Here is a 7,156-nt window from a genome sequence, read left to right on the forward strand (position 1 = left end):
AAAACTACCGCTTCCGTGAAATCACGAATTTCCAGCCCATGAACAGCGGGCTCACCTCCGTCGCCAGCTTGTCGCAAAAATCACGGACCATCGGGATCCGCTGGATGTAAGGAATCTTTGGAAACAGTCCAGCGGACTGCGCCGGGATACTCAGAAAGTCGAACAGGAACTCCCGGCTGATCTCGAAGTGGAAATCGACCTCCGTGCTGCGGAACGCTTTTTGCGCAGATAGACATTCCAGGAGCTCCGGATACGCCACCGCGCCGTACTGGTACTTCATGCCGGGAAAGACAAGTGGAATTGCGTCCTGTTGCTCGTCGTCGAACAGTCCAACATAAAAGCTGATCGCCAGGACTCCCCCGGCAGTGATCAGGCTGCACGCCTGTATGATCGAATCGCCGAATTTTGGGATGAGAAAAATCGATGCGGTGTAAAACACGGCGTCGAACTTTTCTTGAAAATAGGAGGACAACTGCTCGGCGTCGCCGCGGACGAGATAGATGCCGGGCAACCCCTTGCAGCGTTCCCTTGCCCGAACGAGCATCGCATCGGAGATGTCGATCGCATAGACAATGGGTGACCGGGGAATTGCCTTGTATAGCGCAAGCGTGGAGATGCCCGTTCCGCACCCGACATCCAGCACCCTTTCCGGCACGGACGGGGCGATCAGCTCGCAAAGCCGGTTTGAAAGAGTCTCGAAGAGATGGTGCTTTTCCTCGAAAGCATCGTAGATTCCGGCACTTTCATCAAAATTCCTCTCGATGGCCTTCTTGAAGCGGTTATCGAATTCATCTTTACCGGTCATTCCCGCTCCTAGACTCTTGCCAGCGGGTCGAAGAGCTTCCGGTACTCTTCCATGGCATAACGGTCGGTCATGCCGGCGATATAGTCGCAGACGACCCTCTTGATCCCTTCGGTCTTCACGCGCGAGAAGATGTGCGGGGGGAGCTGTTCGGGACGGTTGCAGTAGGCGCCGAAAAGATCTCCGATGATGCGGCGCGCTTTTTCCTCCATGCGGATCACCCGGTAGTTCCCGTACATTTCCCTTAAGAGAAATTCTTTCAGTTCCCTTTTCCTGCCGGCAAGCACGGAGTCGAAGGAAACGCATTTTACCCTGCATTTCCGCCCATCTTCCGGCGACCCGATGCTGTTTTCCATCAAACGGTCGAAAGTCGTCCGGATCAGGTTCTTGGTAAGAGACGATATCATAAATGATATCGTTCTCGAATTCAATATATCCTCATCTTTTACTTGATCTATTTCCAGAACGCTTTTCAGCGCTTCACGCCAGAGCTCGACCGATTCGAGTGATGAGGAAGTGAGCATCCCCGACCGGAGGCCGTCCTCCACGTCGTGATTGCAGTAGGCGATCTCGTCGGCGATGTCGGCTACCTGCGCTTCGAGGCAGGGATACCCGGGGGATCCGAATTCGGAGATGTCCGGCGGATGGTCGTAGTCCGAGCTGTGCTTGCAGATCCCCTCGCGGACCTCGAAGCAGAGGTTCAGGCCGTCGAACCTGGGGTATCGCTTCTCCAGGACGTCGACTACGCGAAGGCTCTGCAGGTTGTGCTCGAATCCCCCCTCCCCTTCCATCAGCTCGGCCATCACCCGTTCCCCGGCGTGTCCGAAGGGGGTGTGTCCCAGGTCGTGGGCCAGCACGATCGCCTCGGTCAGGTCCTCGTTCAGCCTCAGTGCGCGGGAAATCGATCGCGCGATCTGCGAAACCTCGATGGTGTGCGTGAGGCGGGTTCGGTAGTGGTCGCCTTCATGGTTGACGAACACCTGCGTCTTGTACTCGAGCCGCCGGAAGGCGGCGGAATGGATGACCCGGTCCCGGTCGCGCTGGAAGACGGATCGGAACGGATCCTCGGGCTCGGGGGTTTTTCGGCCGCGGGACTGTCCGCTCTTGACGGCGTACTTCGCCAGGCGCTCCTCCTCGAGGATCTCCAGCCCCTTCCGGTCAAGCATGGGTCTTCACGACGACGCAGTTCTTTCCTGCATCCTTGGCGCTGTAAGCGGCCTGGTCAGCGTAACTGACGATCTGGTCCTCCGTGACCGCTCCCTCTTCCGCGGTGTAGATCCCGATGCTCACGGTCAGATGGACTTCCCCGGGGACCTGAGGAAGGAAATTGTGGATCGCGACTTCGGTCTTGATGCGCTCGGCCAGCATCAGGGCGCCGGAGGAGGTCGATTCCGGGAGTATCACCGCGAATTCCTCGCCTCCGTAACGGGCGACGATGTCGGTCGTGCGCGCGCAGTGGCGCAGCAGGTCGGAGATCTTCCTCAACGCAAGATCCCCCGCCAAATGGCCAAACTTATCATTGTATCTCTTGAAATTGTCAACGTCAATGATAAGGAGCGAGACCGTATGGCGGTAACGCCTCGCCCTCTCCAGCTCCCGCCGAAGCTGCTGGTAGAATTCCCGGTGGTTGAAAAGCCCCGTCAACCCGTCGGTGATCGACATCTTCCGCAGGTTTTCGTGCAGTTCCACCATCTCGAGCGCCATGGACGCCTCGTTGGCGAGGGTCACCACCGGGACGATGGTTTCCCGCGATATTTTCCGCGACTCGGGCCGGCTGCGGAGAACCAGCAGGGAGATCGGCAAGAACATCTCGCACTGGACGCAGGCCCTTTTCCTCTCTTCCGGCGGGACGTGGCTGTTACCGGTGCAATCTTCACTGTGATCGACCCAGCAACGGGGGTTACTGGAGAGGTAGGAGGAGCAGTCGACATTGCCGCAGCTCTTCACCTCCGAGCATTTCCTTCCATGCTTCCGTATCAACGGGAGGAGAAAGGAGGTCCCCTCACCGAGCAGGGTACGGTCCTCAAGAACGTGGGTGTGCTCATTCAGGGACGGGTACAGGAGATAATTTCCGCTCCAGATCGTGCGGGCCAGGAGGGAATTCCCGTTCCAGCCGGGGATCCGGATCAGCGCTCCTCCATCCGGATCGGCGTCTTCATGGAACACGAGATACCCCTCCCGGTCGATCACCCCCAATGCCGCGCCATGAAAGCCGAGTCCGTCCCGGACCCCTTTCACGAGGGTTTCGAAAACTTCTTCGGTACGTAAGGACTGGAGCATTTTCTTGGTGTATCGGTGATGGGTGAGCAGGTCCTGGTTGGCTTTCGTCTGGTCTTCCAGGCGTTTGTCCATCATCGCCTGCTGTTCAATCCTCTTTTTGGACAGCTCGGTGGAATACCGGTCCATCCGGTCCCTCGCGGTCTCGGCGACCAAGAGAGGATCGGACGTCGGGGGAATTGCGTCTCCGTGCCTCTGCAAGGTATCGGAGATCAGATCCGCGGCATAGTCGGCCGGCTTGAGATAACTCAGATACACCCAGAGAAAAAAGATCGCGGAGATGAGGTGCTCGATAGCCTCGCTTAAGGAGCGGTTGGAAAATTCATAGGAAATGAAATGCAGAAGGAGAAATGCGGCCAGGATGAGGTCGCTCTTTCGACCGGGAGCCTTCAGCCTCTTCCAGACGGATATCTTCACGGTTGACGATACCTCTTAGTCATCTCCTAAATATTACGCCAAATCCCTATAAAAGTTTAGGAAGACAGGGAAAAAGAGCGGAGATGCGGGGGGGCCCGCCTAAAAAAAGGACAACCCGTAAAGAACCAGCCTGCGCGCGGTCAGATGGGCCGCGATAAACCACCCGCGATACGTGGCGACCGCCCCCTTCCATCCGGAGGCCGCGCCCGGCGCCAGCAAGCAGGGAACCCATAACAGAAGGCAGAGCAGGACGACCGCTCCGGAGAAAAGGCGCCCGTTCCGTTTCACGTCCGGCTGCCCCTTGATGAACCCTTCCGCGGAAAAAAGTACGTGCATCGTGAAGAGGAACGAAGCCAGCGCCAGGTACAGGTCCGGTACCCAAGGTGACAAGCTCTTGAGAAAAACAGCGGCGGCACAAGCCGCCATGCCGTACAGGGGAAAAACATAGGGCGCAAGATCGATCACCACGTTCGTACGGTCGATCACGACCTTCCCGCCGTCCCGTGAAGTAATGTGGAAAGAATGGACCTTCCTGAAGAACAGCTTGGCGACGATCAGGTGGGAAAACTCATGTGCCCAGAGGTACATCCGCTCCGGCTTCCGAAGGAACACGTGTGCGATCAGATAGGCCAACGCTCCCCCCAGAAGAATCCACCCCTCCTCTCCCGTGTGAAAAATAGCCAATTGCGCCGGAAGATCACGGAGAAGGATACTATCCAGGAGCAGGATCAGTATCCCAGCGATAGAATAGAGAAAAACCCTCAACACATCATTTCCTTTACATTTTTATAACGGTATGTTATTTTCCCGGCGTAATAAGGCACAAAGGCTAATGCGGGAGCTCCTGTACGTGGAAACGATGCCCAGCATCCTTAAAACACGTGATCTGGCGATTCTGCTCGACATGAGCCCCGACGCCGTGAACGACCTTGCCCGCAAAGGGGTCCTCAAAGGATACAAGAGCGGCAGCCAGTGGCGTTTCCGGCGGAAAGACGTCGAGAGGTTCCTCGGCAGGGAGCAGAAGAAGCTGGCGCCCCCGGGGTGACTCGAACACCCGGCACGCGGTTTAGGAAACCGCTGCTCTGTCCGCCTGAGCTACGGGGGCTCCGTTTCGACCGTTCTGTCCGCTTCCCTATTCGGTAAATTTTAGCAGGGAAAACACCTTCTGCCCTTTCAATTTGTCCCTGCCTTTCAGGCCGGTCAGCTCTGCGAGAAAGCAGCACTCGACGATTTCCGCCCCGAGTCGTTCCAGCAGTCCCACCACGGCCGCCATTGTCCCGCCGGTGGCAAGGACGTCGTCCGCCACGATCACCCGCATCCCCGGGCGTACGGCGTCTTCGTGGATCTCCAGCCGGTCCTTGCCGTATTCCAGGTCATAGATAGCGGAGACCGTCTTGTAGGGCAGCTTCCCATGCTTTCGCACCAGGATGACTCCGATGCCGAGCTTGTACGCCATCGCAGCCCCCATGACGAAACCCCTGGCTTCCACGCCGACGACCGCTTCGACGCCTTTGGCGAAATGCCGGTGGGCCAAAAGATCGATGGCCCGCTGAAACGAGGCGGGATCCGACAAGAGCGTCGTGATGTCCTTGAACTGGATCCCCTTTTGGGGAAAGTCCTGGATGTTCCGTATCCGTTTTTTGAGCGCTTTCATCGGGGCTCGTTCGTCCTTTGAAGAAAATTCAAGGGGTCTACTGACTTGCCCTCCATGCGCAGTTCGAAATGGAGATGGGAGGTCGTGGCGTTCCCGGTTCTGCCGACAGCGCCGATCACCGATCCGGCCGCGACGATATCGCCCGATTTTACATGAATCTCCTTTAAATGTCCGTATAGCGTCGTCGTTCCTCCCCCGTGGTCCAGCACGGCCGTGTTTCCGAATCCCCGCATTCCGTCGCCGGCGTATACGACGACTCCGGTTTCCGCCGCGCGAACCGGCTTCCCTTCCGTCGCGAGAATGTCGATCCCGTTGTGCTGTCGGCTCCCCCTTCCGCCAAAACCCGATGCCACTGTTCCCGAGACCGGCCATTGGAAGTTGCGGTAAACGGTCCCTCCTGGCTCCGTGCGTGGATGGACGACCCGTCCCGCCGCGCATCCGGCAAGAAGGAACGCGACCACCCAGGGGAAGACGGCCAGGCGGGTTATTCGGCGAACCCGCATCGCCCGACGAGAGGAACGAAACGGCATCCGCCGAGGAACTCTTTTATGGCTTTTCCGGATTTTTTGTACACCTGGACGAGATCCTGCTCCCATCTCCCCCCGATGGGAATCACCAGTATGCCGCCTTCGCCGAGCTGCTCGAACAGCGGAACCGGGACCCTGGGCGCAGCGGCAGTGACCAGAATCCGATCGAAGGGAGCCTCTTCGGGAACACCCATCGTTCCGTCCCCCACGCGGAAGCGAACGTTTTCCAGGCCCAGTTCCCGGAGAACCCCTTCCGCCGAAGCGGAAAAGACGGAAAACCGCTCGATGCTGACCACCTCCCGCGTCAGACGGCAAAGGATGGCCGTCTGGTATCCCGATCCGGTTCCGATTTCCAGCACTTTTTCCGCCCCCGTCAGGCGCAGGGCTTGAGTCATCTCCGCAACGATGTACGGCTGGGAGATCGTTTGTCCCTCGCCGATGGGAAGAGGGCCGTCTTCATACGCCCTGGTGGCAAGGTGTGGAGGAACGAAACGGTGCCGGGGAACATCCTCCATGGCGGCGAGGATCCGTTCGTCGCGGATTCCGCGGGCCTTGATCTGCTCCACCACCATGCGATGGCGAAGAAGGGCGAAGGACTCGCTCACCATTTCCATCGGCGGAGGACCCGCATGGAAGCGTAATTGGTGAAATCGAGATGGACGGGGGTCACCGAGATCCAGTTCTGCTCCACGGCCTCCAGGTCGGACCCTGGCATCTCTTCGCTCCGGAGGCTGTCCCCCCCGATCCAGTAATACTTTCTTCCCCGCGGGTCCCGCTTCTCCACGATGGAGTCTTCGTAAATGCGCTTTCCCTGGCAGGTGATCCGCACTCCCCGGACCTCTTCCGCAGGGAGATCGGGGAAGTTGATGTTCAGGAGAGTGTCCTTGGGCAGGCCGTGCCGCAGAACCTTTCGCGCGGCCTGCAGGGCGAATTCCGCCGCGGCGTCGAACCGGAAATGGTTGCGGGACGCGAGCGAAACCGCGATCGAAGGGATCCCCAGGATCGTTCCCTCCATCGCCGCCGACACGGTCCCCGAGTAGGTGATGTCATCCCCCAGGTTCGCCCCCTTGTTGATTCCGGAGGCCACGAGGGCGATCTTCTTCTTCCGCAGGATGCCGTTCACCGCAAGATTTACGCAGTCGGTGGGAGTACCGTCCACGGCGTATACCCGGTTGCCGATCTTCTCGATCCGGAGCGGGTGAGAAAGGGTCAGGGCGTGGCTGGCCGCGCTTTGTTCACGGTCTGGCGCGACGACATACACCGTGCCCAGCTCGCGCAGCGCATCCGCGAGCGCGACAATCCCTTCCGAGCGCACTCCATCATCGTTGCACACCAGGATGTTGGGCGGAGATTTCTTCAAGGCCGTCCAGGAGGGTCTAACCGGGAAAAAGTTGGTCGGGGCGACTGGACTTGAACCAGCGACCCCTTGCACCCCATGCAAGTGCGCTACCAGGCTGCGCTACGCCCCGACCCAGGGAA

The 7,156-nt window shown here is 58.9% G+C and carries 8 protein-coding genes and 2 tRNA genes; all 10 read right to left on the reverse strand.

What is annotated here, in order from left to right:
- Positions 1-4: 4 nt before the first annotated feature.
- The 10 genes from A2Z13_03825 to A2Z13_03870 all read right to left on the reverse strand — a co-directional run bounded on the left by A2Z13_03825 (position 5) and on the right by A2Z13_03870 (position 7,146).
- Complete coding sequence (locus A2Z13_03825; protein OGP77843.1) at positions 5-805, reverse strand: hypothetical protein; 801 nt, start codon at positions 803-805, stop codon at positions 5-7.
- An 8-nt stretch (positions 806-813) separates the two neighbouring features.
- On the reverse strand, positions 814-1,968 hold the full coding sequence (locus tag A2Z13_03830) for a deoxyguanosinetriphosphate triphosphohydrolase (protein ID OGP77844.1): 1,155 nt from the start codon (positions 1,966-1,968) through the stop codon (positions 814-816).
- Positions 1,961-3,496 (reverse strand): hypothetical protein, encoded by a 1,536-nt coding sequence (locus A2Z13_03835; GenBank protein ID OGP77845.1) that lies wholly within the window; start codon positions 3,494-3,496, stop codon positions 1,961-1,963. The genes A2Z13_03830 and A2Z13_03835 overlap by 8 nt, the downstream gene beginning before the upstream one ends.
- 99 nt (positions 3,497-3,595) lie before the next feature.
- Positions 3,596-4,129 (reverse strand): hypothetical protein, encoded by a 534-nt coding sequence (locus A2Z13_03840; GenBank protein OGP77846.1) that lies wholly within the window; start codon positions 4,127-4,129, stop codon positions 3,596-3,598.
- 395 nt (positions 4,130-4,524) lie between these two features.
- Positions 4,525-4,601 (reverse strand) — tRNA-Arg (locus tag A2Z13_03845).
- A gap of 27 nt (positions 4,602-4,628) precedes the next feature.
- Positions 4,629-5,150, reverse strand: a complete 522-nt coding sequence (locus tag A2Z13_03850) for an adenine phosphoribosyltransferase (protein OGP77847.1) — start codon at positions 5,148-5,150, stop codon at positions 4,629-4,631.
- Positions 5,147-5,653, reverse strand: coding sequence for a hypothetical protein (locus A2Z13_03855; GenBank protein OGP77848.1), 507 nt, complete (start codon positions 5,651-5,653; stop codon positions 5,147-5,149). The genes A2Z13_03850 and A2Z13_03855 overlap by 4 nt, the downstream gene beginning before the upstream one ends.
- Positions 5,635-6,291 (reverse strand): protein-L-isoaspartate O-methyltransferase, encoded by a 657-nt coding sequence (locus A2Z13_03860; GenBank protein ID OGP77849.1) that lies wholly within the window; start codon positions 6,289-6,291, stop codon positions 5,635-5,637. Before A2Z13_03860 ends, A2Z13_03855 begins: the two co-directional genes overlap by 19 nt.
- Entirely contained in the window at positions 6,279-7,037 is a 759-nt protein-coding gene (locus A2Z13_03865; GenBank protein ID OGP77850.1) for a 5'/3'-nucleotidase SurE, read from the reverse strand. The genes A2Z13_03860 and A2Z13_03865 overlap by 13 nt, the downstream gene beginning before the upstream one ends.
- A 32-nt stretch (positions 7,038-7,069) precedes the next feature.
- Positions 7,070-7,146: transfer RNA gene (locus A2Z13_03870), tRNA-Pro, on the reverse strand.
- Positions 7,147-7,156: the final 10 nt, after the last annotated feature.

Source organism: Deltaproteobacteria bacterium RBG_16_64_85, from assembly GCA_001798885.1.
Classification (GTDB): Bacteria; Desulfobacterota; Deferrimicrobia; order Deferrimicrobiales; family Deferrimicrobiaceae; genus FEB-35.

Coding starts and splice junctions, on each gene's coding strand:
- A2Z13_03825 (OGP77843.1), bottom strand. CDS start 805: ATGACCGGTAAAGATGAATTCGATAACCGCTTCAAGAAGGCCATCGAG.
- A2Z13_03830 (OGP77844.1), bottom strand. CDS start 1,968: ATGCTTGACCGGAAGGGGCTGGAGATCCTCGAGGAGGAGCGCCTGGCG.
- A2Z13_03850 (OGP77847.1), bottom strand. CDS start 5,150: ATGAAAGCGCTCAAAAAACGGATACGGAACATCCAGGACTTTCCCCAA.
- A2Z13_03855 (OGP77848.1), bottom strand. CDS start 5,653: ATGCGGGTTCGCCGAATAACCCGCCTGGCCGTCTTCCCCTGGGTGGTC.
- A2Z13_03860 (OGP77849.1), bottom strand. CDS start 6,291: ATGGAAATGGTGAGCGAGTCCTTCGCCCTTCTTCGCCATCGCATGGTG.